The organism is uncultured Roseibium sp. (genome assembly GCF_963675095.2).
Classification (GTDB): domain Bacteria; phylum Pseudomonadota; class Alphaproteobacteria; order Rhizobiales; family Stappiaceae; genus Roseibium.
This window is the reverse complement of record NZ_CAXXSJ010000061.1, coordinates 1-25,070: the sequence shown is the minus strand read 5'-3', so window position 1 is coordinate 25,070 and position 25,070 is coordinate 1. Positions and strand designations below refer to the sequence as shown.

The following is a 25,070-nucleotide window of genomic DNA, read 5'->3' as shown; positions in this document are numbered from 1 at the left end:
ATTGCTTGAGCGTAATTCGCTAAGTGAAATTCCTTAGTTTTGATTCTCGATAAAGCTTCTCAATAGACCTGCATGACCACGACAACTCTTACACCACCCGTATCGATCTTCTTGCAGAGCCTCGTCGGCATTTTCAAGCGGCCGCCGCGGCTGCAAATCGCCGCCTTGTGCTATCGGAAGTCGCGGAAAGGGTTAGAAGTTCTGCTGGTGACGTCCCGCGGTACCGGCCGATGGATCCTGCCCAAGGGGTGGCCGGAGCTGAAGGAAGCCGGTCACGAGACAGCAGAGACGGAAGCCTATGAAGAGGCGGGTATTGTCGGATCGGCGGAAAGCAAACCGTTCGCCCATTTCCGCTCCTACAAGGGGATGGATGGCGGATTGAACCTCCGCACCCGCGTCGATGTCTACCTGATCAAGGCGGAGGATCAAATTGCTGACTTTCCGGAACTTGGCCAGAGGACTATCGCCTGGGTTCCTGTCGACAAAGCAATCGAAATGACTGGTGAACCGGAACTGCACCGAGTTTTGAAACGGCTGGAAGCTCATATCAAACACCGTTGAGCGTTCCACTTGTCTAAATTTCCGATAAGCAGACCAGATCTGCATTAGGTGGCTAAGAAAACTTTGGACTGGGGCGCCAACGGAATTGATTTCCGGCTGTATTTGTTTATCCCTGCATCCTGCGAACGAACGGGCTCAGAAGCCCGGAGGCCGAAAGCCCGGGAACGAGGTGCATGGACGTTCACAAGAGCTATAAGAAGCCAACCCTCGACAAGGACCTCGATAAGTTCACCTATATCGAGGAGGCGGCCTCCAATGTCGGCCGCGGATTGGCTGCCCCGGGATTTGCCTTTCTCTTCATCATCCTGTCGGGTGCCATAGCCGGCATCTACATGACCGGCACCCACGGGGCGGCGGTGATCATGGCTGCCGCGGCCATCGGTGCCTATATGGCGCTCAACATCGGCGCCAACGACGTGGCGAACAACGTCGGCCCCGCTGTCGGTTCCCGTGCCATGACCATGGTGACGGCCCTCATTATCGCCGCCCTGTTCGAAAGTGCAGGGGCACTGATCGCCGGTGGCGACGTGGTCGGGACGATCTCCAAGGGGATCATCAACCCGGAAATGGTCAGCGACCCGGCGGTCTTCATAGCTGCGATGATGGCGGCCCTGGTGTCTTCGGCGTTGTGGATCAACCTGGCAACCTGGCTCGGGGCACCGGTCTCTACGACTCATTCGATCGTCGGCGGCGTTATGGGGGCCGGTATTGCGGCCGCCGGGATGTCCTCTGTGAACTGGCCGACTATGGGCGGTATCGTTGCGAGCTGGGTCATCTCGCCTTTGCTTGGCGGCGTGATCGCCGCCATTTTCCTGGCCATCATCAAGACCTTCATCATTTATCAGGACGACAAGATCGCGGCCGCACGGCGCTGGGTTCCGGTTCTGATCGCGATCATGGTCGGATGTTTTGCGGCCTATCTGGCGATGAAAGGCCTCAAGCATCTGGTCAAGATCAGCCTGCTACAGGCGTTGGCCGGGGGGCTGGTCATCGGCCTTTTATCCTGGGCAGCGGTCCGGCCGCTCATTCGCATGCAGTCGGAGGGACTTGAAAACCGGAACCAGTCCCTGCGCAAGTTGTTCTCGCTGCCCTTGATCTGTTCGGCGGCCCTTCTGTCTTTTGCCCATGGTGCGAACGATGTCGCCAATGCGGTCGGACCGCTGGCAGCCGTCGTTCATACGGCCGCTCTTGGCGAGGTCGTCTCGAAAGTCGCCATTCCCTTGTGGGTGATGGCGGTCGGTGCGCTCGGGATCTCCTTCGGGCTTCTTCTGTTCGGGCCCAAACTGATCAACATGGTCGGCCAGCAGATCACGAAACTCAATCCGATGCGGGCCTATTGCGTCGCCCTGTCTGCGGCGATCACCGTGATTGTTGCCTCCGGGCTCGGATTGCCCGTCAGCTCCACCCACATTGCCGTCGGCGCGGTCTTTGGCGTCGGGTTCTTCCGGGAATGGTACACGGAACGTTCGACCCGACGGACGGCGTTTTTGAACAAGAACAATGCGCTCAAGGACAAACGGGTGCGCCCGGTCAGGAACCGGGAAGAGCAGAACCGGCGCATGCTGGTACGCAGAGCCCATTTCATGACGATCGTTGCGGCGTGGGTCATTACGGTGCCGGCGTCTGCGGTCCTGTCGGGCCTTCTGTTCTTCGTCCTGCGCCCTCTGATGGGCTGATCCTGCGTTCTGTCATTCGAAACCAGACATGAAAAAACGGGGGCGTATTGCCCCCGTTTCCTGCAATGCGTCCAATTCACGTCGGATCAGTTGGACGCGGATCCGCTGGCATTCGGGAAGAACAATTGTTCGCCACCAACCTTGAAGGACGCGATGGCTTTCTGACCTTCCGCGCCGATCAGCCAGTCGATGAACTCCTGGCCGGCTTCCGCCTTCACGTTCGAATGCTTTTCCGGATTGACCAGGATGACGCCGTACTGGTTGAACAGGCGATCATCGCCCTGGGCCAGGATTTCAAGCGCTTCCTTGTTCTTGAAGGCAAGCCAGGTTGCACGGTCGGACATGGTGTAGGCACCCATACCGGCAGCGGCGTTCAGCGTCGCACCCATGCCCGAGCCGGTTTCCCGGTACCAGGTGCCGGAGGCGGCGGTCGGGTCAATGCCTGCCTGCTTCCACAGCGCGCGTTCTTTCTTGTGGGTGCCGCTGTCGTCGCCACGAGAGGCGAACGGCGCATTGCTATCCGCGATTTTCTTGAGGGCTGCGGTGGCATCGGTCATACCCTTGATGCCGGCCGGATCGCTCTTCGGCCCGACGATGACGAAATCGTTGTACATGACGTCGAAGCGCTTCACGCCCATGCCGTCGGCAACGAACTTTTCTTCCGCCGGCTTGGCGTGGACGAGCAGGACATCGCCGTCGCCATTGGCCGCATTCTTGAGAGCCTGGCCGGTTCCTACGGCGACAACACGAACCTCAATGCCGGACTTGTCCTTGAACATGGGCAGGATGTAGTCGAGCAGGCCGGAATTCTGGGTCGAGGTGGTCGACTGCACGATGATGAAATTATCGGCGGCCAATGCGGCGGCATTGGCTCCGGCGGTCAGGCCGATGGCTAAAACCCCGGCGGCCAGGCGTTTGAAAAGGCTCATGTCTGTTCTCTCCCTTATGAGCTGTTAAATCAGGATCTCGCCAGCCAGATAGGCACGGGCGGCTTCGGATGCCGGCCGATCGAAGAAGGTATCGGCAGGTGTATGCTCGGTAATTTTCCCGGCATGAAGAAAGACAACCTCTTCGCCGAGGCGGCGGGCCTGATGGGGCGCATGGGTGATCATGATCACCTTGACTCCGGCACGCCGAACCTTGGAGATCGCCTGTTCGATGACAAGGGTGGTCGCGGGGTCGAGATTGGCGGTCGGCTCGTCCAGCATCAGGACTTTCGGCTTGAGGATAAGCGCACGGGCAAGTGCCAGACGCTGTTGTTCACCGCCGGACAGTACCCGGGCGGGCCGCTTGGCCAACGGTTCGAGCCCAAGGTCGGAGAGGGCCTCCTTCAGCCGTTCTGCCCGGTCGGAGACCTTGCGCAGGCCGAGGGCGAAGTTCAGGTTCGCGGCAACCGAGCGGCGCAGCAGGACCGGTTTTTGAAACACGAGTGCCTGTTGCTTGCGGACGGCCTTGGTCACGGGCTGTCCCATCCAGCTGATTTCGCCGGACGTCGGCTGGAGAAGGCCGTGCAACAGCTTGAGGAACACGCTTTTCCCGGCACCATTCGGTCCCATGAGAACGGTCAGCCGGTCGGTGCTGAGGTCGAGGTCGATGCCTTTCAGGATGTCCGTATTGCCCGTGGCGAAGGTCAGGCCGCTTATCCGCAGCGGCATCGGCGACGGCGCCGGCCGTAATCCGTTGTCGGCATGGCTGGCAAGGCTGACAACCTCATGCATGGGCCGAACTCCGTTCCGTGCCGCGCAGGAGCGCCACCGCGCCGTTGACGGCGAGGGCGATCAACAGAAGGACCATGCCGAGGGCGAGGGCCAGCGCCAGGTCGCCGCGCGATGTTTCCAGCGCGATCGCCGTGGTCATCATCCGGGTCACGTGATTGATGTTGCCGCCGACGATCATGACCGCACCGACTTCCGCCACCGCGCGCCCGAATCCGGCAAGCAGCACGGTGATCAGGGAAAACCGGGCATCCCATAAAAGGGCACCGATCGCCGTGTGCCAGGGAACGACGAGGGAGTGGAAGGTGTCGGCATATTCCGCGTTTAGATCGGCGATGACCTGGCGGGTCAGGGCAATGATGATCGGGGTGATGAGAACCGCCTGGGCGATGATCATCGCGGTCGGCGTATAAAGCAGCTGCAGCGGGCCGAGCGGTCCCGCGTTGGACAGGAGCATATAGACGACGAGACCGACGACCACCGGGGGCAGGCCCATAAGCGCATTGGCGAGCACCGTGACTGCGGTTCGTCCGGGAAAGCGGGAAACAGCGAGAATCGCACCAAAAGGCAGTCCGATCAGGGCGGAAATACCGAGCGCGCTCGCGGTTACGCGCAGTGAAAGGCCAACGATTTCGGTCAAATCTTCGTCTCCACTGGCGATCAGATCACCCGCCAAGACGAAGCTATGTGCAAAATCCTGCATTTTATGTTTTTATTTTCATAATTGCTCTCCCTTCAGTAGCGTAACTTAGATTTTCGCAAGAAAAAAGAGCTCCCGTACCTTGTTCGGGAGAAACTGCCTTTCTGAATTGTGCAGGGAAACAAGCCGCCGGCTTCATGGCGGAACCGGTTGGGGGAGGCTGTGCGATCTCCGCTCGATACGGTGTCAGGCTGCGGTCGTTCGATCCTCGGCCGAAACCGGATGCGGCTTGTGATCCAGCGTGAGGCTTGCCCAGACGGGCAGGTGGTCGGAGGCGATCCGGGCGGTTTCCGACCGGTGGACGCCGGTACCTTGAACGGTGAATTCCGGACTGGTGATGATCCTGTCGAGGCTTGCGACAGGCATCGGGGAGGGGAAGCTGCGGCCCGGTGTGGTCACCTCGAAATGAGGATTGAACATCTTCAGGCTCTTGGCCGTATCCCACCATTCGTTGAGATCTCCGACCAGAATGGTGGGCAGGTCGTAGGGCCGGGCGTGGAGCTGGGTCATGACCGAGGCGATCTGGCGCTTGCGATAGGTCGCAACCACGCTCAGATGCATGGCCGCGACGCGGATTTGCTGTCCATTGACTTTCAGGTCCGCCATGACGGCACCGCGCGGCTCCAGTGTTGGCAGTTCCAGGCGCCTGAAATCGAGAATGTTGATGGAACGGCGGACCAGAATGGCGTTTCCGTGCCAGCCGATACTGCCTTCGCGGATGGCCAGCGGCACCGGCTTGTAATCGGTCAGTTCCGCGATCATTTCCGGCCGGAGGGTGGCTTCACGCGGTCCGAAGCGCTTGTCGGCTTCCTGGAGTGCGATCACGTCGCAGTCCATTTCGGAAATGACCTTGAGCGTGCGTTCCGGCCGCCGGCGCGCGTCCATTCCGATACTTTTCTGGATATTGTAGGATCCGATCTTCAGCATGGTCCGAATTTGCCCCGCTAAAGGTTAAGGGATCAAGACGAAGTTCCGGCAATCGGTGAATTGAGACCCTTGTTGCGATGCAGAGGGTCAAGCGGCCTGCATGCGTCCCAGCTTTTCAAGAGCCGTGTGCAGTCCATCGAGGCAGGTTTCGTCAATCGCGGTGCCGACGTCTCCACTCATGATGCTCAAAGCCTTTTCGATGGGCATGGCCGCCCGGTACGGGCGGTCGGCGGTCAGGGCATCGAAAATATCAGCCGTCGTGACGATCCTGGTTTCCATGCCGATGTCATTTCCTGACAGACCGTCCGGATAGCCCTTGCCGTCAAGGCGTTCGTGATGACCGCGTGCGATCGGACCGAGATCCGCAAATGCCGAGACCTGGGACAGGATCTGATCGGAAAAGACCGGATGCAGGCGGATCGCTTGCCATTCGTCCTCGTCGAGCTTGCCGGGCTTGTCGAGAACCATGTTGCTGACGCCAAGCTTGCCGATATCGTGAAGGAGGGCTGCGCGTTTCAGCTTCCTGCGATCCGGTGCGCTATAGCCGAGCTGTTCCGCGATCAGATCGGTGAACAGGGTGACCCTCTCGCTGTGTCCGGCGGTGTAGGGGCTTTTGGAATCGATGACTTGGGCAAAACCGGCGGCGATGTCGTCCAGCTGGTCTTCATCGACAGTCCGTACCAGCCGCGCCGGCTCCAGATCATACACCAGTTTGGCGAGATCCTCGCTTTGGAGTGCCTGCCAGAAACCCGGCTCACGGATGGTGTTTTCAAAACAATCCGTCAGCCTCGGATCGAACCAGGTTCCCGCCCGCGCCTGAACCTCCCTGAAGGCCGCTTCCGGGCCGGCATTGGTCTGGAAGACATCGATCACCTGCGCCATAAGGGCAATTTGCGAAAAGACCGGGATGTCATCTCCTGAAATCCTATCCGGTTTGCCGCTGCCGTCCCAATGTTCGTCGAGGCGGTAGATACCGTCACAGACAGCCTCAGAGAAATGCATCTGCCGGGCGATATCGGCGCCCCGGTGGCAGCGGGTCTCGATCAGTTCTCGGGTGATTTCGCCGCCGTTTTGAAGGATGTTGATGATCGCGCGGAAACGTTCTGCCAGTCCGGACTTGAGCCCGGTATGGGACAGAACGAACCGGAGAGCCGCAGACAGGCTGCCGTTGATGAGCTTGAAGTCCTGTTTAAGGGAAATGTCGTCGGCCAGATAGAGCTCGCAGATCCGGGCCGCGTTGCTCGAACAGCCCAGGTCCTTCAGCAGGATGGTGTAGTAGAGGTCGACGAGTTGTTCGTCATTGAGACCATAGGCCTTGCCGATATGGAAGCCGATCCAGCAGCACCGGACGCAATGCCCGCGTGGCTGGCCCTCGGTGATGTCCAAGGCATGGCTGAGGGCTCCAAGAAGTTCGGAGAGCTTGATTTCGTTGGTCTGACCTGACTGCAACACCGTGCACTCCCAATTCGGGATCGATGTCAGACTGTATTTCCGGAGCCCTTAATAAGTATTTGCACCATTCAATTGCACGGCAAATTCAAAATCATGCCGGCTATTCGCATCGGGAGAAAAACTGCTGAAGTGCACTTCCCGATGTGTTGACCGAGCCATGGTGCTTGTCCAAGATGCTTCCGAATTTTGATGCGACTTAATCTGCAATATTTTTCCTGGATGTCGATTTGGAGTGGGAATGGGGGCAGATCAGACGTTGCTTGACAAGCTTGCGCCCTATTGCGGAAAGCGGTTTTTCGGCAACGGGGATACGTTGCGTCTCAAGGGACAGCACTACCGGGACATGTTCGTCATTCTGGAGGGGACGGCCTGGGTCGAACTTGGAGGGTCTTACAATGGTCCGGGCCCGATTCCGGTTGGTGCGGGCAGTCCCGTCGGCGAAATCTGTTTCGTTCAGGGGTTGCCGGCGACAGCAACTGTTACAGCCGGATCGGATCTATTCGCTCTCAGTCTTGACGATGCGTGCCTGAAAAGACTTACCACTGAAAGACCTGACCTGGTCGCAGACCTCTTGAGGGAACTCGCGCAAACCGCCAACGAGCGGCTCAGCTTCAACCTCTCGGTCACGGGCGGTGGCGCCGGTCTTGAAGGGGCTGCCGGTATCAATATCATTTTGTGCCGGTCCGAAGAGCAGCTGCGGAAGGCCAGGCGTCTGCGCTATCAGGTCTATTGCGAGGAACTTGGCCGGACCTCACCCCACGCGGATCGCGACAACCGGGAAATCTCGGATGGGCTGGACCAGACCGGGTTTTGTTTCATAGCGCAAAAAGGCGGTGAAACCATCGGTACGTTGCGGGTCAACTATGCCTGCGACGGGCCGCTGGGCGGACTTGAGACGATCTACGGCATGACAGCTTCGCCGCAATTTCCGAACCACTGCGGGATCTGCACGAAGTTTGTCGTCGACAAGGCCAATCGTGGCGGTCCGACCGCCATGATGCTGATTGCCCAGGCCGTCCAGCTCGGTGTGCGCGATGGCATGCACGAGTGTTACATCGACTGTATCCCGAGCCTGACCGATTATTACCGGGCGCTCGGGTTTGAGGAGACCGCGCCGGAATTTCTGCATTCGGAAAACGGACTGTCGATCCCGATGAAGCTGAACCTGCAGAAACACGGTGCGCAAATGTCGGGCCGCAACGGGTTACGGCATATGCTCAGGCTTTTTCTCAAATCACGGGCCGGCAAGGGGGAGACGGATCAATGACCACTGCGAGCTGGATTGTTCTGGGCGTCGTCGCAATCCTCGGCCATGTCATGGCGGGCATCTGGTATTTCGCCAAGAAGCATGACTGGCGCATTTGCCAGAGAACCATCTACGACCTGCCGGAAAGCAGCCGGCAGCTGAAGCGCGAGCTGAAAAACTCCATCCACACGCCGCTTCATGCGGTTCTCCTGGGCCTGTGTCTGGCCCTGGGCCTTTTCCAGAACACGTCGGCCGCTTCATTCTGGGGGACCGCGCTGGCGATGACCGTCTGGGCGGAGATCTGGCACTATTTTTCCCACCGGGCCATGCATCTGAAGTCTTTGCACTGGATCCACGCCGAGCACCATAAAAGCCGCCTGAACACGCCGTTCACAGCGATATCCTTCTCCTTCACCGAAAAGCTTATCTTCGATCTGGGCATGCTGCTGCCGTTCGCGGTGGCCGATCAGGTCGTCAGCGTGAATTTTTTCGGGATCGCGGCCTGGTTCATCGGCTACCTGATCATCAATTCCTTCTCTCACGCGAACTTCGAATTCCGCGCGGCCGGCTACAACAAACATGTCGGCAAGGTGCTGACGACCACGACCTATCATGCCCTGCATCACTCGAGATACACCGGCAACTACGGTCTCGGGACGCGTGTGCTCGACCGCCTGTTCGGGACCGAATGGGAGGACTACGAGGCGCTTTATTCCCATGTCAACGCGGAGCATGTGCCGCTGAAGTCGCTGAAGGAAAAGGTTCCGGCCGCAGCGGAGGGGGAAACCGCATGAGCGGTAATGGTGTGCCCGATACCGGCACCGTTCCGGCCTATGTACCGCCGGCACCGAAAGCGCTCGGCTTTCCGGCGAACCTGGCCCGGCTGGTGAAGAACAATCTGGGCATCATTCCGCAAGCGGCCTACGAGCAGCCTCTGGTGATGACGGACAGTTTTCCCAAGCTGGCCTTTATCACCGGTCCCGAATTCGTCGAAACGGTGCTGAAACGGAAGGCTGGAGACTTTCCCAAGGGCCGGCTGCAGAACGAGACGCTGGAGCCGCTTTTCGGCAATGCGATGATTTCGTCGGAAGGCCATGACTGGAAATGGCAGCGGGCCATAACCGCACCGCTATTCCGGCATGAGGAGCTGTTGCGATATGTGCCGGTGATGCGCCAGTCGGCGGAAGATCAGATCGCGGCATGGAAAGCGGAAGGCGGCACGGGTTTCCGCGCCATCAACAGGGACATGTTCCGGGTCGCCTTCTCGGTCATCTCCCGCACCATGCTGGAAGGCGGCGCGGATGATGTCATCAAGGTGATCGAGACCGGGCATGCGGCCTATTTCGGCCATGTGAACTGGTGGATCCTCTACAAGATGCTCGGGCTTCCGGGCTGGCTGCCGCGGCCGGGCGGCGCGGTGATGCGGCTCCAGGAAAAGAAGATCCATGAGGCCGTCACCAGTCTGGTGCGCAGCCGCAAGGCGGATGCGGAGACCGGCGACGACCTTCTCGCGCGCCTTGTCCGGGGCCGCGATCCGGAAACCGGCGAGGGCATGTCGGACGAACGCCTCGTCAACAATATCATCGCCTTTCTGGTCGCGGGGTACGATACGACGGCGCTTGCGCTTTCCTGGGCGCTTTATCTGCTGTCGCTCAATCCGCTCTGGGTGGAACGGGCGCGGGCGGAAGTGAACCGGGTCGCCGGCGACAGTCCGATCGGTCCGGAGCATCTGAATGACCTGAAGGTCGTCGAACAGATCATCAACGAGACGCTTCGGCTTTACCCGACGGCCCCGATTGTCGTCCGCGACATCCTAGAAGATGCCGATTTCGGCGGAACCATCGTGCCGAAGGGGACCATCGGCCTTGTGCCGATTTATGCCATTCACCGGCATCGCAGCTTCTGGCAGGAGCCGAACCGCTTCGATCCCGCCCGTTTCGACCCGGAAACCGGCACAAAACCGAACCGCTATCAGTTTCTGCCCTTCGGCGCGGGACCGCGGATCTGCCTGGGGGCTGCCTTCACGATGATCGAGGCCAAGGTGATCCTGGCGACATTCCTGCGCGAGGCCCGTTTCGAACTGAAGCCGGGCTATATGGCCGAGCCGGTCGGCCAGATGTTCCTGACCATGCGCGAGGACATCCCCATGCGCGTCAGCTGGGTCTGATTTTCGCTCAGGGCCGGGCGCCGGAACGCGTCTCGATGACGATATCCGACCGCCGTTGCAGGAAGTCGAACAGGCTCGGCCGCTGGACGTTGGCATCCTCGTCGTCGTAGCGGATGATCATGCCCAGATCGACGGCGCCTTTGGTGAGGGGTTCCAATTGCCCCTCGCGGACTTGGCGGTAGAGATCCGGTACGCGCCCGGTTCCGTATTCCAGCCATTCGGACAGGGTGATCTGCCCGTCGGCGGGCCGGAAATCGGCTTCCAGGTTCTCCAGCCCCTCCGAGACCAGGGCGTAGGTGAGCAGGCCATGCTGTACCAGCTCGCTCTCCAGGGCGACGTTTTCTGCTTGGCTCGCCGTGATGATCTGCATGCCCTTGTCATAGGCGAGCTGTCCGAGGCTCCGGCTGTTCATCGGGCCGGGTTTGAAGCCGTTCGCCTCGACCACGGCCGCGGAGTTGCAGGCATCGATGATGATCACCGTCCGGCCGGCATCCATGGCATAGAGCCAGTCGGCAAGGGCAGCACTTGTAATCGTCCGGTCCAGCAGCTCAGGCGTCAGAGACCGGTCGGTGCCCGTGCCGATATCCCAGGGGAAGAGGTGAAAATTTCCGTCCGGGTTGGCGTAGCCGTGTCCGGAAAAGGTCAGCACCACCAGATCCTCCGGGTTCACCGCACGTAGCTCTTGCGCGCCGTCGATCTCCGCCAGTACATCCGGGTCCGCGGTGCGTCCGGCCAGAACATCGACGACGGCCTTGATGTGTTTGCGTGTCGCCGTCACCGGCCGCCCGTCGGCTCCGGACGCGACGAGTGCGATCGGAACGATATCCTTGTAGGTCTGAGCCGTTTCGGCGCCGAGTTTGGCGGCAAGTGTCGAGCGCAGGGCATCCGCATCGGCGACCGCATAGCGCAGGTTCCAGGCCGGGTTCTGATAGGCGTTCACGCCTATGGTCACGATATAGGCTCTGGGCGCCCGGACGCCGGTCTCCGCGTTGTAGCGATAGCTGAACGAGACTCGCTCTCCTTTCACGCCATCGGCATTGAAGGCATAGGCGGAAAAGGTCCGGATATCGTCTGCTTTGTCGGAAGGCGGCAACTTGATCCCTGAAAAGGTGATCAGGGATTTTCCGTCTGAGCCCGATTGAATGCTCACCCCGTCTTGCTGTCCGAAAGGATCGGGGAACTGGCCGACAAGCTGGCGGTCGCGGAACAGTTTCAGCGAGAATCCGCCATCGGAGTTATCGCCAATCGTCTCTTCGGCAGCCACGGTGACCGAAAGCAGACCACGATCGGTTTCTACCACTTTGTCGATGTTCACTTTCGGAACGTCGATATTGATGTCGGCAATGTCCCGGATTTCCGGAAATTCGTCGAGGGCGAGCAGGCGGGGTAGGAGGCGGGGCTCATAATAGTCCCGGTAGAACACGGAAACGGGCAAGGGGGTCAGCGGGTCGCTTTTGCGCACCCAGGAAAGGGCGGCCACATCGCCCGGATCGCTGGCGTCATATCGTCCGTCCGGCGCGACGGTCAGCCATCCGCCATCCTCTTGCAGGGACATCATCTTGACGAGCTTCTCGCCCGTGAGTGTGTTCCATAAAGTGGCCGACCCATCGCTTTCGACGACCGCCAGCAGGGAATCGTCGGGGGAAAAGCTGATCGTGTTTCCACGGCCGGCCTGGGCGGCAAACCGGGCGAGTTCTTCCCCGGTCTCAGCGTCCCGCAGGACCACGTGGTTCTTGTCGTCGCCGGTCGCAAGCCATGTTTCGTCGTTCGAGTAGGCTGCGGCCACGATCTGCGCCTGCCCGGCGAATTCGACCATCTGATCCGGATCGTCGGACCGGGCAAGAGCGGCATGGCCGAGCCAGCTCGACGCGATCAGATCCGCCATGTCTGCGCCCGCATTTGCGATCCGGACGGGCTGTCCGTACCGCCGCAGATCGATTTCCCTGAGCTGTTCGCCCGTGCGGGCGTGGTAGGTCCACAAGACGCCGCCCAGTTGATCGCCGACCAGGAGCGTGTCCGTTTTCGAATTGTAGCTGACGGACACGGTGCCCTTCGCCGGAAGTTTCGTGCGCCACAGTTCCTGTCCGGTGTCCAGATCCCAGGTCGCAAGGCGGGCGGACCCGTCGTCCGCCATTTCAAGCGGGGCGGTCGCCAGCCGGTCGTCGGGAGAAAACAGGATGCCGTCGCCGACCACGGGAAACGCATCGTAGGCAGTCAGTTTCGCAGCGCCGCTCTTGATATCCCAGACCGCCAGAAAGCCGCTTCCGAGGAACGATATGTGATTGCCGCTGTTGGAGAACCGGACCTTTTGCGGGGCGTTCATTGCAAACCGGCCGTTGGACGGATCCCGGATCGTGGTCGGGATCGACATGATCGTCCGATTGCCGACGCGGGGATTCCAGAACCTGATATCGGTCGCAAGGGCGCCGTTCGCGGTGCCCTGTTGATAGTCGAGCGTGAGAAGTCCCCGTTCGTCCGGCGCTAGGTTGTCGAAGGCGGGATTGCGGGAGAGGTTCGTAAGGCGTTTGACCTCCTTGCCTTCTTCCAGCGACCAGAGGTGCACGTAGCCCGGGGCATTGAACATCAGGTTCCTGCCGTCTTTGGAGAACCGGACGGCCTGGAAGGGGCTGACTTCGGTGCGGAACGCCCCGATCCATTCGCCCTTGTCAAAGTCGATTGCGCTGAGCTGAAGGGGCAGGGCGCCTGCCTGGACAATCGCTTGGGCCGAGCCTGGAACCGGCTTGATTTTCACGCCGTATATCGCCTGCAGGCTCTCCTGGGCGGGAAACCAGCGGCGCTCTTCGGCGATATCGCCGGTAAGAGGGTCGATCAGCCAGTATTTCTCGTTGCCGCCGGAGACCACCAGGTGGGTTCCGTCAGGAGCGATCCAGATGTCGGAGAGAAATTCATTGCCGATAGCGGTCTTGTAAAGGAGGCTCGAGCTGCTGCTTGCCGCATCCGGTCCGGTGAGGTGCCAGGCAAGGATGTGTTGCTTCTTACCGCCGGCCGGATCCTGCTCGGACAGGATCGCGAACAGCTCTTTTCCAGCCGTGCCATAGGCAAGCTTGAAGATCTCGCCCTTCTGGCCTTGAAGACGTTCAAGGAGCTGGCCGGTCTGCGCATCGAAGCGGTACACATCACCACTACTGGCTGCGACGGCGAATTCGCTGCCGTCCGGGCTTACATGAAGCGTTTCGAGAAGACTGTCGTAATCCCTGTGGAACCGCAGGCTTTCGAAACGCAGCCTTTCGTTTTTCAGGTCGAGCACCGCGACATCGGCGTTGTCCCAGAACCAGATGAAATCGCCGGCCTTTTGAAACTTCCCGACCGGCAGCCGGTTGTATTTCACCGGGTCGAAGGGCGATAATTTGCCCGACGCGGCGTTCCAGAGATAGATCCCTTGGGAGCCCGCGATCAGGGCGGTCTTGCTGTCCAGGAAGGTAAGATCGCTGATCGACTGACCGGGCAGGGCGTTCCCACGAATGGCGCGGCGTGTCGGAACGTGCCACAGCCACAGATATCCCTCGCTGTCGCCGGAGGCCATCAGGAGGCCGTCGGGCGAAACTGTGCTGGCGGTGACAAGAGCGGAATGTCCCGTGTTGGTCACCAGGCGCCGGGTTTCCTCTTCTTCAGGCTGCGCATCCGGCGGCGTACCGCCCAGCTCGAAAAAGGCGAACTCGCCCTGTCGGCCGTCGCTGCGTTCCAGGGCCAGCACGAGCCGTTCACCGTCGTCGGAAAAGGCTGCGGCCCCGATGCGCTTCCGGCCGCCTTCGTAGGTCAGAACCGGTGAGGGGACGTCGAGGTCCCAGACCTGTATCCGTGACTTCTTCCGGTCCAGGGCGAGAAGAAACCGGCCATCGCGAGACAACAGAAAATCATCAGGCTCAGTCACATCGAACCGTTCGGCGATTTCGCCGTTTTCGATGTCGCGCAGGGCGAGATATTTGGAGCCGTCTTCACGTTTATGTGGCCCGGTGACCAGCCGGAGGCCGTCGTCGCTGAGGCGGGCAGAGCCTACAATCTCGTCTTCCTTGTGTTTCCAGATAATGTCGCCGGAAGCGGAGATCAGGAAAAGCGTGTCAAACGTTGCAAGCACATGGCGCCCGTCGCCGCTGCTGACGGCGGGGGCGTGGAAACCGGCCAGATAAGCCGCCAGATCGGGCTGCAGTTTCTGGCTGTCGTAAACCCGGATCGGTTCCTGTTTTTCCAGGTCGAAAAGCGTAGCAAATTCACCGGCCAATTGAACATAGAGAGCCCGCTTTCCGTCCGAGGACAAAACGGGGATGCTGAAGCCGTCAAACGGCTCCTTCGTGTCGTAGCGCCAAAGCCGCTTTCCGGTATCGAGTGCGATCCGTTCAAAGCCTTTGGTGTCCCGGCGGACGATCGAACCGGTGTCCATGTCGAACAGGACGGGCGGGCCGGCGAGTTCGGCATCGAGCGCGAAACTGAACGTCTCCGTCCCGGAGGCAATCGAAAACCTGGAAACCCGCGTTGCCGTCAGGCCGTAGGCGGTTTGCGCCCACAAGAAGGCATCGTCCGGGTCGAATGCCAGCGCCCTGACGGACATGTGTTCGTGGGGTATCGAACCGATATGGACGAATTTGTCGGTCGCAGCTTCTTGAGCGCTGGTTGCCGATATCCATAAAGGCAGGAGTGTGGCCAGAACCGCCAGCGCTTTCACCATGAACGTCGATGCGAATTTGGCAGAAGGCACTGGCTGACGTCCCCTGAAGCCTGGGTTTCCTGACATTGGATCCGATCGCTATTGCCCGGTCATGCCGAGCAAAAGGGTCTCCCACTGGCTGATCTGGTCCTTGTCGGAAAAATTCGCCTCGACGACTTTCCGGATCGTGGCTGGATCCGGATGAGGATAGCCTCTCAACTGTGCCAGAAGCGCCAGCAGATCGCGATCGTGGCAGACGTCCTTGAGGTAGCGCCAGGTTGTCGGTTTATCGCCGTCGCTCTTGTGAGGCGCAAGACCGCACCGCTTGCCGGGGGCGGGATTGCGCCACAGCAGTGCCAGCATGTCGGCAAGGGCGGAGCTGTCGTCGGCAAAATAGGAGTGGGACAACATGTCCGTGCCGAGGCCGGTCATGTCGATCGTGTCGAAGTCGCTGGAGGCCAGTTGATTGTCGCCGCCAAGCCCTGCGCGCGTGGCGCTGCCGTGCAGTTCCCGGGAGGTCTTCAGGGCCCAGTCCTCTTCGGACGTGTAGAGGGTGAGGCGTTGCGCGACCGGATGGAACGACTTTGCCATTTCCGCAAACAGGTCTGCGTCTACATCGGGGGCGGCAAAGAAAACCTGACCGAACAGTGGGAGTTCGTCGGGCGTTCCGGTGTTCTTCAGGGCCAGAATTTCAAGGGCGTCCGTCAGCGCCCGGTTTCCCATGGAGTGGGCGACAATGTGGATGGTTTCGGCGCCGGATTTCTGCCTGAGCTCCTCCAGGAACCTGGCAAGCCGGCGGCCGCTGAGCCGGACCACCGCTTCATCGCCGATATAACGGGTGGTCTTTCCGGCAGACGGCCAGGAATAGAGGATCGGCAGACCCGAATAGTTCATGTCATAGGCAAGCTGGCCGGCCCGCTTGGCGGCGGCATCGAAGGTGACGTTGTAGCCGTGGATGAAGACAAAGGCTTCCTTGCTGGAATGCTTTTCAAGATCCGCATTCATCCTGGCGTAAAAGGCGGAGACGTCTTTCGGATCGACCTTCTGGACCATCACATGTTTGCTGGCGTCCGGGCCGAATTCCAGGCGCCAGATGGAGGGGGCCTCTATGGCTCCGGGCACATGAATGTCCGGGATGCTGACGGTGACAATGCCATATTCGAGCTGACCGCGGTCATAGCCGTAGTATTCGCCCGGGTCGTTGCTCCCTGAGCGCGCCCGGTCCGTAGCATAATAGATCTCCACTTCCCGGAAGCCGCCTTCATTGTTGGCCGCCTTGGTGCCGCCGGGTGCTCCGGGCCTATCCATTGTCAGGACGGCTTCCGCCGAAGCCGTGAATTGCTGGAATGCCTTGGTGTTTCCGCGCTTTTGGGCGACACGGGCAAGGTCGTTCATGACGCGGGCGACGGGGTCGCCGAACTGCATTCCGGACCGACGCTCCTCCAGCTCCTGTTCCAGGAGCCTGGAAGCCTGGCGGAGATTGCCATTTTGCTCGTTCAGTTCCGCGGCTTTGTGCAGCAAGGCGGCGATGTTCACATCGAGGCTGTCCCGGTTCTTGTCGGCGTAGGACGCCATGCCGGCCAGCAGCGCGGCCGCTTCCCCGGTTTTGTCGAGTTCCAGCAAAAGGTCGACTTTTTCCTGGAGCAGGTCGAGAACGACCTTGGGGTCCGTGCCTGCTTGCGCCTGCAGCCGGTCCAAGGCGCCATCGATGAGTTGCAGCCGTTCCTGCGGGTCCGGTTCCTGAGCGAGTTGCAGTCCGAATACGAGGGGATTGAAAGCACCGGCTTCGATATCCGGCACAGGGGCCTGCGCGTGAGAGGCGGCCAGGCTCGTGATCAGCATCATTAGGGAAAGCGGAAAAACCAGAAAACGCATGAAACAAGCCTGTATCAAACTTTGACCTAGCGGCAGAATAGACGCTACTCTCCTCGGGTGGCAACTCTACATGTTTCTGTTGAACAACGATAATTTGCCATTCGATCAATCATTCTCTGCATGATTGAAACCAATGCAACGAGGACCGCTCTATGCGCTGGACTGTGATTGCCGGTATCTTCATCTCCCTGTTTTTGGCGGGGAGTGCCAGTGCAGAGACGCGAGCAATGCTCGTGGGCGCTTTCGATTACGACAACAGCTTCGGCATTCCCGATCTCAAAGGCCCAAAGAACGACATTGAAGCAATCGCAGCCCTTTTGAAGAAACGCGGTGTCAAGGATGTGCGCATTTACCTGGACAGCCTGGATCCTCAACATAAGGCCACGCGGCAGAACATTCTGGACGGCTTCAGGAAGCTTGCGGAAGACGCAGCCAAAGGAGACTTCATCTATATCCACATGAGCGGGCACGGGTCGCGGCAGCTGGATATGAACAACGACGAGCGGGACGGTCTGGACGAGATCTTCCTGCCTTCCGACATCGGGAAGCCCGAGGCAGGTGCCAACCAGGTTCCGAATGCCCTGGTCGACGATGAGATCGGCGAGATTGTTGCCGGGTTGCGGCGCAAGGGGGCGGATGTCTGGTTCGTGCTCGACAGTTGCCATTCCGGGAGCGGAATGCGGGATGCCTCCAGCTTTTCCCTCAGCCGGAATGTGACGCCGGATGTGTTCGGCATCGACACGTCGGTTCGGTCCGGTAGCCAGAAGCGGGATACCGAGGCATTCGATGCGCCGGTCGCACAGTCGGGCGAGATGGGTAACTATCTCGCCTTTTATGCCGCACGTTCCACGGAGGTTGCCCGGGAAATCGACTTCAGCAAGGGCGCCGCGAAAGGCGACGAGGGCTGGTACGGCCTTTTCACCTCCGTGCTATTGCGTCGCCTCGAACAGAACCCGGACCTTTCCTATCGTCAGTTGTTTCAGGCCCTTCTCAGCGACATCAACAATGATCCCGAGCTGGGCCAGATGGGTATGCAGACGCCTTCCTGGGAGGGAAATCTGATCGATGCGGCCGTTTTCGGCGGAGAGATGAGCACCGGCGTCCATCGCTTTCTCGTCAACGGCGACGAAATCGAGGGCGGACTGATCCAGGGCATCCGGCCCGGAACCCTGGTCGGTCTCATGGACGGCGATTTGACGAAACACACCTTCCTGGGGTTTGCCCAGGTTGAAGAAGCCGAACCGCGGGTGGCTTACTTGCGTCCCGTCGCGGAGAGTTGCCAGCCGACCTCTCAGGATCTCTGCGAAGCAGAGGGCAACCTTCCGGAAAGCGCGCGGTTCGGCGAAATCGTTGCCCGGCCGATGGATATGATCATCCGCTTTTCACCGGTCCTGGATTTCAAGACCGGGGCTCCGATGGCTTCCGATGCGCCCGTGGCGGAACTGGTCCGGTCGACCTTGCAGGAAGTCACGGAACGCGCCGGCATTGCGGGCGAACAGGCAGAGGGAACCTATGACGTGCAGGTCCTGCTGGACGGCAAGACGCTGTGGTTCGGTCCCCAGGCGCATATCGAGCAGGAGCCCGCGGGGCTGTCTTTCAAGCTCGAAGAGCCTTATCCGGAAAACCGGCAAAAGCTTTCTTCCGTGCTGCTTCGGATCCTGAAGGCGGAATTGTTCGCCAAGGCGATGGATTCCATGGAAACCGAGCCTTCGCTTCTGAGCGAGGCGCCGATCGAGATTGAAGCCAGTCTTTCCAGCAGCGATATCCGGGTTCTGGCGCCGCCGGGACGCAAGGTTTCGGCGAAACGCGAGTGCCGGGCGGCTTACCGGAAAATGGACCCGAGCAAGGCCGCGCCACTGCAAAGCGGTCAGGATCTCAAGCAATGCGACATGCTCCAGTTCACGGCGCAGGGGAAGTTCGAGGACGCACTGGACCTCAACCGGATCCACATCGACGCGCAATATTGCATTCATCCCAAATACGAACTGGTCGATGGCAGTGACCGGAAAAAGCCGGTCGGTGCCCCGACGGTGGTCTGTTCCGATTGTCCACCGAACAACCAGTATTCCGCCGGCTACGATCGCGTCTATTTCATTGCGAGCAAGGTGCGCCGGAATACGGAGAGCTTCAATCTGGAGGGCCAGATCGAAAATTGCTTCGGCGAGGAGGACGGCAGCCGGGGGGCGGATACGAAAGGACTGTTCGGCAAGACGCTGAAAGCCATTTCCGACAAGTCACTTGGAAGCCGGTCCGGCTTTTCGTTCGATGACGCGGCGACCGATGTCTGGGTGAAGACCTACCGGTGGCGGACCCTTCCCAGATCGATTGCCTTCACGCTTGGGAACTAGGCCGCCAAGCCTAGGCCGCCCGGAGTTCCTGCGCTGCTTCTTCCAGCAGGCCGGCCACGTAGCCGATGAAAGAGCCCCAGGCCTCGACGACGAAGCTGTCGTCACCGATGCGCCAGAGCATGACCGGTGTCTTGTGGAAGAGCGTGCGGGTGACCATGCCGACCGGGAAGGCGGAGGTATCCAGATCGATCGGGATACCGGAATTCAGGAGCCATTCGGCCTTGTCGCCGGTCACGATCAGCGCCTCCTGGCGGTGGGAAATGTCGACAAGCGCATGAGGCGCATCGCCGATCGCTTCCGTGAGAGCCCTCTGCATCGCGTCGGCGTCGTCCTCAGGACCAAGCAGCAGCCATTCGTCCGGGCCGAGCCAGAGCGCGGCTTTATCGGCACCTTCGGATGCCGTGAGCGGTTGCTGGGGCAGGTCGAACCCGAGGGCCTTGCCGACCGCGTCCTGAGCCGCCTTGCGGCCGCGGAAGGAAAACCGGCCGAGCGGTGCGGTCTTCAACAGGGAGATCTCCGGGAGACTCAGAACCGGTTCTTCGGCCGCATCGGGCTGGTAGAGGGGATTAGCCATTGAGGCGGCCTCCTTCCTTGTCGACGAAGACGGGTTCGGTCACTTCGACCTCGATCGCTCCGCCGGGCATGGGAATATAAAGCGTTTGTCCGTGAAGCGCGCGGCCGTCCTTGACCATGGCGAGCGCGATGGAGCGGCCGGCAGCCGGGCTGTGGTATGCGGAGGTCACATGGCCTTCCGCAGACGTGCCCTTGGCCGGGTCCGGCACCCTGGTGACCTGGGCGCCTTCTTCCAGCACGACGCGCGGATCCTTGGTAAGCAGCCCGACGAGCTGCTTCCGGCCCTCGGCGACCAGGTCGGGGCGTGCAAGCCCGCGCTTGCCGACGAAGTCCTTCTTCTTCTTGCCGATGGCCCAGCTCATGCCGACATCGTCCGGGGTGACCGTGCCGTCGGTCTCCTGGCCGACGATGATGTAGCCCTTTTCGGCGCGCAGAACGTGCATGGTTTCCGTGCCGTAGACGACGCCGCCGAGTTTTGCCACTTCCGCGGCCATGGTCTCCCAGACCATGGTGCCGTGGCGGCGCGGCACGTTGATTTCAAAGCCGATTTCGCCGGTGAAGGAGATCCGGAACAGGCGACAGGGGACGCCGGAGAAGGTGCCGGTCGCCACGCTCATGTGGGGGAAGGCGTCTGGGGACAGGTCGATATCCTGAATGAACGGTGCGATGGCGTCGCGGGCAAGCGGCCCCTGCAGGGCGATCACCGCATATTGCTCGGTGGTCGAGGTCACCCAGACATCAAGATCGGGCCATTCGGTCTGCAGATAGTCTTCCATGGTGGCGAACACATGGGCGGCCCCGCCCGTTGTCGTGGTCACATGGAACCGGTCCTCGGCGATGCGGCCGATGACGCCGTCGTCGATGATGAAACCGGCGTCGTTGAGCATCAGGCCATAGCGGCAGCGGCCGGGTTTCAGTCCCTTCCACGGGTTGGTGTACATCCGCTCCAGGAATTCCGCCGCATCCGGGCCGACGACCTCGATCTTGCCAAGGGTCGAGCCGTCGAACAGGCCGACCTTCTCGCGCACGATCTCGCATTCCCGGGCAACGGCCGCATGCATGTCTTCGCCGTCCTTCGGGAAATAGCGCGACCGTTTCCACTGGCCGACATCCTCGAAGACGACGTCGTTGTCGACCGCCCACTGGTGGGACGGCGTCTTGCGGACGGGGTCGAAGAAGTCGCCGCGCGATGAGGTGGCGAAGGTGCCGAAGGTGGTCGGCGTGAACGGCTGGCGGAAGGTGGTCAGGCCCACCTGCGGCAGGGGCTTGTCCAGGGCGTTGGAGGCAATGGCCAGCGCGTTCATGTTCGACAGGCGGCCCTGGTCGGTCGCCATGCCGGTGGTGGTGTAGCGCTTGATGTGCTCGATGGAATGCATGCCTTCGCGCACGGCAAGCTTCACGTCTTTGGCGGTGACGTCGTTCTGGTAGTCGACGAAGGCCTTGACGCGGGAGGCGTCACGGTCATGCGGCAGGTCCCCGAGTGTGCCGCCTTCGCCGGCATGGGCGCCGGTCGCGACCGCATAGGTGCGCTTCGCGCTCTTGCCGGTTGCGGATTTCGCCGCGTCTTCGCCGGCTGCGTAACCGTCCTCAAGCACTGCGTTCAGGCCGTAAAGCCCCCGGCAGGCGCCGGCGGAGCGTTCGTTCTGCGGATGGGCGCCGGGAAGGAAGTTGCCGTTTGCCTCGTCCCAGACGACCTTGCCGCGGGACTGGGAATAAAGGCTGACGGTCGGGGTCCAGCCGCCGGACATCAGGAGCGCATCGCAGGCGACATCGCCGGCGGAACTGACGGCCCCGGTGTCGGAGACATGACCGAGCAGGGCGCCGGAGACTCGCTTGCGGCCGTTCGTACCGGTGACGACGCAAGAGGTGCGAACCTTGATGTTACGGGCTTCGGCAATGGCCATCAGGGCGTCGGGCACGGTCTTGCGGGTGTCGGCGATGGCCGCGATTTCCACGCCGTTGTCGGCGAGGTCGAAGGCCGCCTGCCAGGCGGTGTCGCAGGCGGTCGCCACCAGCACCTTCTGTCCGGCCTTGACACCGTAGCGGTTGAGATAGGTGCGGCCTGCGCCGGCCATCAGGATGCCGGGCCGGTCGTTTTCCGGAAACACCATCGGCCGTTCAATGCTGCCGGCGGCGATCACGACTTCCTTCGCGCGCACCTGCCACAGGCGTTCGCGCGGCAGGGCCGGGTCGGGATCGGCCATGTGATCGGTGACCCGCTCGGCCAGCGCCACGAAATTCTGGGCGTAATAGCCGAACGCGGTGGTGCGCGGCAGCAGGGTGACATTGTCCCGTGCGGCCAGCTCGGCAACAGTATCTTCAGCCCACTCTTCGGGCTGTTTGCCGTCGATGGTTGCTGCGGTCTCGCTTAGCAGCGAGCCTCCGAGGCTGGCCTGCTCGTCGCAAAGGATGACGCGGGCGCCGGTCTCCGAGGCGGCGAGGGCGGCGGAAAGACCGGCGGGGCCTGCGCCGATCACCAGCACGTCGCAATGGGCATAGAGATTGGCGTAGCGGTCGTGGTCCGGGTTCTTCGGCGGCTTGCCGAGGCCGGCCGCCGCGCGGATCACAGGTTCATAGACCCGGTCCCAGAACGCCTTCGGCCACATGAAGGTCTTGTAGTAGAAGCCGGAGGGAAGCAGCGGCGACAGCAAATCGTTGACCGCGCCGATGTCGAAGGACAGCGACGGGAACCGGTTCTGACTGATGGCTTCTAGGCCGTCATAGAGTTCGACCTGGGTCGCGCGCAGGTTCGGGGTCTGGTCGCCCTTGCGGTAGACGCCGACCAGCGCGTTCGGCTCTTCCGAGCCGGCCGTCAGGATGCCGCGCGGACGGTGATACTTGAACGACCGGCCCACGAGATGAACGCCGTTGGCAAGGAGAGCCGAGGCGAGCGTATCGCCCTCGAAGCCTTCCATGCGCTCTCCGTCGAAGGTGAAGGAGATTTTTCGGTCTCGGTCGATCTGACCGCCTTTTTCGGTACGGAAAGGCTGGCTCATTGACCGGCCTCCTTCTCCAGGGATGCCAGATCCGGCATCGGTTCTCCCGCCTTGTAGATCTTCAGGAACTTGTCGGAGACCGTGTCGCGGACCGCGTTGAAGAACCGTCCACAGCCATGGATATGGCGCCAGCGTTCGGCGTAGATCCCCTTGGTGTTGGTACGCATGTAGAGGAACTCCGCCCATTCCTCGTCGGTCTTGGCAGACGGATCCTCGGGGCGGGCGATGTGGGCTTCGCCGCCGCAACGGAATTCAAGTTCCGGGCGTTCGACACCGCAGTAGGGGCACTCAATCAACAGCATGGCGGTGGCCTTAGATGGTCGTCTTGACGGCGGCGGTTTCCGGATCTCCGGTATTCGGAGTTCCCGCCGGTTCGATGATGATGAGATGGGTTTCTTCTTCGGCCTTCGGGCAGTGCTCGACGCCCTTGGGCACCACATAGAGTTCACCCGGTCCGAGCGTGACGTTGCCGTCGCGCATCTGGATGGTCAGCTTGCCGGACAGCACGAAGAACAGGTCGTCCGTATCGGGGTGGGAGTGCCAGACGAATTCGCCGTTCACCTTGACCACCATCACGTCGTGTCCGTTGAAGGCGCTGACGATCTTGGGTGTCCACAGCTCGGAAAAGGTGGAGAGCCGATCCGCCAGGTTCACAGCCTGTCTGCTCATGACCGTCTCCTAGTGTGCCACGGCGGCGGCCGCGGCCTCGTCGATCAACCGGCCGGTGCGGAACCGTTCGATCGTAAACGGCGCATTGATCGGATGCGGTTCGTCCTTCGCGATCGTGTGGGCGAAGACATGGCCCGATCCGGGTGTCGCCTTGAAGCCGCCCGTGCCCCAGCCGCAATTGACGTAGAGCCCCGGCACCGGCGTTTTGGCGATGATCGGCGAACGGTCCGGGGTCACGTCGACGATGCCGCCCCAGTTGCGCAGCATGCGCATGCGGCGAAACATGGGGAACAACTCGCAGATGGCGTCGATGGTGTGGGTGGTGATGTGGATACCGCCGGTCTGGCTATAGGAGACGAACTGGTCGGTGCCTGCACCGATCACCAGCTCGCCCTTGTCCGACTGGGAGATATAGGCATGGATGGTGTTGGACATGACCACGCAGGGGAAGGCGGGCTTGACCGGCTCGGAGACCAGCGCCTGCAGCGGGTTCGATTCCAGCGGAACGCGCACACTGGCCATTTCCATCAACACGGAGGTATGGCCGGCCGCCACAACGCCGACCTTCTTTGCCTTGATGAAGCCCTTGGCGGTCTCGACGCCTTCGACAGCGCCATCCGCGCCGCGGCGAATGCCGGTTACAGCGCAGTTCTGGATGATGTCGACGCCGAGGCTGTCGGCGCCGCGGGCATAACCCCAGGCGACCGCGTCATGACGGGCCGTGCCGCCGACCCGCTGGAGGGCGGCGCCCATCACCGGATAGCGGATGTTCTTCTGGATGTTGAGCGGGGGACAGAATTCCCGCGCTTCCTCGGGCGTCAGCCATTCGTTCTGGACGCCGGCCAGGCGGTTGGCGTGGATGTGGCGCTTGAACACCTGGATGTCGTGAACCGTGTGGGCCAGCATCATGACGCCGCGCTGGGAGTACATGACGTTGTAGTTCAGTTCCTGGGAGAGGCCTTCCCAAAGGTCGATCGCGTGCTGGTAGAGCGCGGCACTTTCTTCCCAGAGGTAGTTGGACCGCACGATGGTGGTGTTACGGCCGGTATTGCCGCCGCCGAGCCAGCTCTTGTCGATCACCGCGATGTTCTTCAGGCCGTGTTCGCTCGCCAGGTAATAGGCGGTGGCCAGCCCGTGGCCGCCGGCACCGACGATGACGATGTCGTATTCGGCCTTGGGTTCCGGCGCCCGCCATTGGCGGCCCCAGTTCTTGTGGGCGGAAAAGGCGTTTTTGGCCAGTTCCAGAAATGAATATCGCAACATGAAGCAAAGCCCTGAACATCATGAAACCGAACCGGCAGCCGGTTTATCTCCGGTGCGGTCCGTACCATCGTTAGGGGTAGAACGGATGACCCTTTCGAACAAGGGCCGAGCCGCTTCCCGTTGCCGGCATCATTTCAAGGCGGGACCGGAAGGCATGACGGGTTTCAGTCGCAGGATAGCCTATTTGCGACATGCGGCAGCCAGTCGCCATCGGCGTCCGCGATCCCGTCTCAATCGAA

General features: G+C 61.1%; 18 protein-coding genes. 6 read left to right on the top strand and 12 right to left on the bottom strand.

What is annotated here, in order from left to right:
* Positions 1-72 precede the first annotated feature (72 nt).
* Together ABIN98_RS24015 and ABIN98_RS24010 are read left to right on the top strand one after the other, a co-directional pair.
* Positions 73-561: an NUDIX hydrolase gene (locus ABIN98_RS24015; RefSeq protein ID WP_346913913.1), complete on the top strand. Its 489-nt coding sequence runs from the start codon at positions 73-75 to the stop codon at positions 559-561.
* Between the two features lie 173 nt (positions 562-734).
* Positions 735-2,237, top strand: coding sequence for an inorganic phosphate transporter (locus ABIN98_RS24010; RefSeq protein ID WP_346913911.1), 1,503 nt, complete (start codon positions 735-737; stop codon positions 2,235-2,237).
* 86 nt (positions 2,238-2,323) lie between these two features.
* Here ABIN98_RS24010 and ABIN98_RS24005 read toward each other — a convergent pair whose 3' ends face one another.
* The 5 genes from ABIN98_RS24005 to ABIN98_RS23985 form a co-directional block, all read right to left on the bottom strand.
* Positions 2,324-3,166: a substrate-binding domain-containing protein gene (locus ABIN98_RS24005; RefSeq protein WP_346913909.1), complete on the bottom strand. Its 843-nt coding sequence runs from the start codon at positions 3,164-3,166 to the stop codon at positions 2,324-2,326.
* Positions 3,167-3,190: 24 nt separating this feature from the next.
* Positions 3,191-3,955: an ATP-binding cassette domain-containing protein gene (locus tag ABIN98_RS24000; RefSeq protein WP_346913907.1), complete on the bottom strand. Its 765-nt coding sequence runs from the start codon at positions 3,953-3,955 to the stop codon at positions 3,191-3,193.
* Positions 3,948-4,655, bottom strand: coding sequence for an ABC transporter permease (locus ABIN98_RS23995; protein WP_346913905.1), 708 nt, complete (start codon positions 4,653-4,655; stop codon positions 3,948-3,950). The genes ABIN98_RS24000 and ABIN98_RS23995 overlap by 8 nt, the downstream gene beginning before the upstream one ends.
* A 183-nt stretch (positions 4,656-4,838) precedes the next feature.
* On the bottom strand, positions 4,839-5,579 hold the full coding sequence (locus ABIN98_RS23990; protein ID WP_346913902.1) for an endonuclease/exonuclease/phosphatase family protein: 741 nt from the start codon (positions 5,577-5,579) through the stop codon (positions 4,839-4,841).
* An 87-nt stretch (positions 5,580-5,666) separates the two neighbouring features.
* Positions 5,667-7,028, bottom strand: coding sequence for an HD-GYP domain-containing protein (locus tag ABIN98_RS23985; protein ID WP_346914096.1), 1,362 nt, complete (start codon positions 7,026-7,028; stop codon positions 5,667-5,669).
* Positions 7,029-7,269: 241 nt separating this feature from the next.
* On the opposite strand from ABIN98_RS23985, the gene ABIN98_RS23980 reads away from it, so the two are divergent.
* Genes ABIN98_RS23980 through ABIN98_RS23970 form a run of 3 tightly spaced genes read left to right on the top strand, consistent with a single transcriptional unit; the run spans position 7,270 to position 10,444 of the window.
* Positions 7,270-8,298 carry a hypothetical protein gene (locus ABIN98_RS23980; protein ID WP_346913900.1) on the top strand — a complete coding sequence of 343 codons (1,029 nt, stop codon included), beginning with the start codon at positions 7,270-7,272 and terminating at the stop codon, positions 8,296-8,298.
* Positions 8,295-9,071 (top strand): sterol desaturase family protein, encoded by a 777-nt coding sequence (locus tag ABIN98_RS23975; protein ID WP_346913898.1) that lies wholly within the window; start codon positions 8,295-8,297, stop codon positions 9,069-9,071. The genes ABIN98_RS23980 and ABIN98_RS23975 overlap by 4 nt, the downstream gene beginning before the upstream one ends.
* Entirely contained in the window at positions 9,068-10,444 is a 1,377-nt protein-coding gene (locus tag ABIN98_RS23970) for a cytochrome P450 (RefSeq protein WP_346913896.1), read from the top strand. The genes ABIN98_RS23975 and ABIN98_RS23970 overlap by 4 nt, the downstream gene beginning before the upstream one ends.
* A gap of 7 nt (positions 10,445-10,451) precedes the next feature.
* On the opposite strand, the gene ABIN98_RS23965 is transcribed toward ABIN98_RS23970, so the two are convergent.
* A complete protein-coding gene (locus tag ABIN98_RS23965; RefSeq protein ID WP_346913894.1) occupies positions 10,452-15,158 on the bottom strand; it encodes a caspase family protein in 4,707 nt (1,568 codons plus the stop codon).
* Positions 15,159-15,206: 48 nt separating this feature from the next.
* Positions 15,207-16,982 (bottom strand): alpha/beta hydrolase, encoded by a 1,776-nt coding sequence (locus ABIN98_RS23960; RefSeq protein WP_346913892.1) that lies wholly within the window; start codon positions 16,980-16,982, stop codon positions 15,207-15,209.
* A gap of 152 nt (positions 16,983-17,134) precedes the next feature.
* On the opposite strand from ABIN98_RS23960, the gene ABIN98_RS23955 reads away from it, so the two are divergent.
* The gene (locus ABIN98_RS23955) at positions 17,135-19,330 is read left to right on the top strand and encodes a caspase family protein (RefSeq protein WP_346913890.1); all 2,196 of its coding nucleotides are present in this window, start codon (positions 17,135-17,137) and stop codon (positions 19,328-19,330) included.
* 10 nt (positions 19,331-19,340) lie between these two features.
* Here ABIN98_RS23955 and ABIN98_RS23950 read toward each other — a convergent pair whose 3' ends face one another.
* Genes ABIN98_RS23950 through ABIN98_RS23930 form a run of 5 tightly spaced genes read right to left on the bottom strand, consistent with a single transcriptional unit; the run spans position 19,341 to position 24,831 of the window.
* Entirely contained in the window at positions 19,341-19,904 is a 564-nt protein-coding gene (locus ABIN98_RS23950; RefSeq protein WP_346913888.1) for a sarcosine oxidase subunit gamma family protein, read from the bottom strand.
* On the bottom strand, positions 19,897-22,899 hold the full coding sequence (locus ABIN98_RS23945) for a sarcosine oxidase subunit alpha family protein (RefSeq protein ID WP_346913886.1): 3,003 nt from the start codon (positions 22,897-22,899) through the stop codon (positions 19,897-19,899). The genes ABIN98_RS23950 and ABIN98_RS23945 overlap by 8 nt, the downstream gene beginning before the upstream one ends.
* Positions 22,896-23,201 carry a sarcosine oxidase subunit delta gene (locus ABIN98_RS23940; protein WP_346913884.1) on the bottom strand — a complete coding sequence of 102 codons (306 nt, stop codon included), beginning with the start codon at positions 23,199-23,201 and terminating at the stop codon, positions 22,896-22,898. Before ABIN98_RS23940 ends, ABIN98_RS23945 begins: the two co-directional genes overlap by 4 nt.
* 10 nt (positions 23,202-23,211) lie before the next feature.
* Entirely contained in the window at positions 23,212-23,568 is a 357-nt protein-coding gene (locus tag ABIN98_RS23935; protein WP_346913882.1) for a cupin domain-containing protein, read from the bottom strand.
* A gap of 9 nt (positions 23,569-23,577) precedes the next feature.
* Positions 23,578-24,831, bottom strand: a complete 1,254-nt coding sequence (locus ABIN98_RS23930) for a sarcosine oxidase subunit beta family protein (protein ID WP_346913880.1) — start codon at positions 24,829-24,831, stop codon at positions 23,578-23,580.
* Positions 24,832-25,070: the final 239 nt, after the last annotated feature.